Here is a 1,240-nt window from a genome sequence, read left to right as displayed (position 1 = left end):
TGAACTGGCCTAATGATTCCGGACACCTCTTAAGGGCGATATGATTTCGCCCAATTGGAGGATCCATGAACGAAAGAAAGGTCTATTCCCGCGAGTTCAAGCAGCGTGCAGCCTGCATGGTCATTGATGATGAGTGCCCGGTGCCTGATGTATGTGCAACTCTGGAGATCGGCCCAACGGCTCTGCGCCGTTGGGTTGATCAAGTCCGCAAGGAACGCCAGGGGCAGCCCGTAAAGGGCACTAAAGCGATTACCGACGAACAGCGGGAGATTCAAAACCTCAAAGCCAAGATTAAAAGAATGGAGCTGGAGGCTGAGATCCTAAAAAAGGCTACGGCTCTCTTGATGTCGGATCCCGATCGTTTCCGATGATCGCGGAGCTGAGAGAGTCCTATCCGACCGCCATTGTGTGCCGCACCTTTGGCGTAAAGCGCAGCAGCTTTTATGAGTGGATAGGGCGACTGGGTCAGCCGAATGCAAGGCGTGAAGAGCTCAAGGCTAAAGTGGTCGAGTTGCACGCTCAAAGCCGGGAAAGTATGGGTTCCAGAATGATTTCCCGGAATCTGAAGGCGCAAAACATTCAGGTGGGCAGGGCTCTGGCTGCGACATTGATGAAAGAGGCCAATATCGTCAGCAAGCAACGTCGACCGCATCCATTTAGATCCAAAGGGGTTGAAGCTTATGTCGCACCAAACCTGCTTAAGCGCGAGTTTACTCCGTCTGCAATTGATCAGGTCTGGTGCGGTGACGTCACCAGTGTATTAATCGGCAAGCGCTGGTTTCACTTGGCGATAGTGATCGATCTGTTTGCGCGGCGCGCCATAGGCTGGTCGTTCTCACTGGTCAATGACGCGAACCTTGTGAGCAAGGCGCTACGCATGGCCGCTGGATACAGGGCATGTACACCTGGATTGATGTTTCACTCAGACCAGGGCTGCCAATACACCAGCCGCAAGTTTCGTGACGAGCTGGAACGCTATGGCATTTCGCAAAGCATGAGTCATCGAGGACAGTGCTGGGACAATGCCCCGACCGAGCGTTTTTTCGGGACGCTCAAATCGGAATGGATACCTCGTGGAGGCTATGGCACTACCGAAGAAGCACAAACCGACATGGCGCGCTTCTTCATGTACTACAACCGCACAAGGCTTCACAGCTATAACGACTATCTGTCGCCAGTAGCAATGGAGAAAAAAGCGGCATAAACCGTAACCGGTGTCCGTGATTACTTGACCAGTTCA

The 1,240-nt window shown here is 53.0% G+C and carries 2 protein-coding genes; both read left to right on the top strand.

The features are described from left to right. Nucleotides 1-65: 65 nt before the first annotated feature. Entirely contained in the window at nucleotides 66-371 is a 306-nt protein-coding gene (locus IV01_RS27175) for a transposase (RefSeq protein WP_032631354.1), read from the top strand. Further along, nucleotides 368-1,204 carry an IS3 family transposase gene (locus IV01_RS0125535; RefSeq protein ID WP_032631353.1) on the top strand — a complete coding sequence of 279 codons (837 nt, stop codon included), beginning with the start codon at nucleotides 368-370 and terminating at the stop codon, nucleotides 1,202-1,204. The genes IV01_RS27175 and IV01_RS0125535 overlap by 4 nt, the downstream gene beginning before the upstream one ends. The last annotated feature ends 36 nt before the right edge of the window (nucleotides 1,205-1,240 follow it).

The sequence above is a fragment of the Pseudomonas syringae genome, from assembly GCF_000737245.1.
Taxonomy (GTDB): Bacteria; Pseudomonadota; Gammaproteobacteria; order Pseudomonadales; family Pseudomonadaceae; genus Aquipseudomonas; species Aquipseudomonas syringae_J.
The sequence above is the reverse complement of the archived record's forward strand: the minus strand, read 5'-3'. Positions and strand labels throughout refer to the sequence as shown.

Bases quoted from the DNA above. Each gene is read 5' to 3' on its own strand.
- IV01_RS27175 (WP_032631354.1), top strand. From the start codon at position 66: ATGAACGAAAGAAAGGTCTATTCCCGCGAGTTCAAGCAGCGTGCAGCC.
- IV01_RS0125535 (WP_032631353.1), top strand. From the start codon at position 368: ATGATCGCGGAGCTGAGAGAGTCCTATCCGACCGCCATTGTGTGCCGC.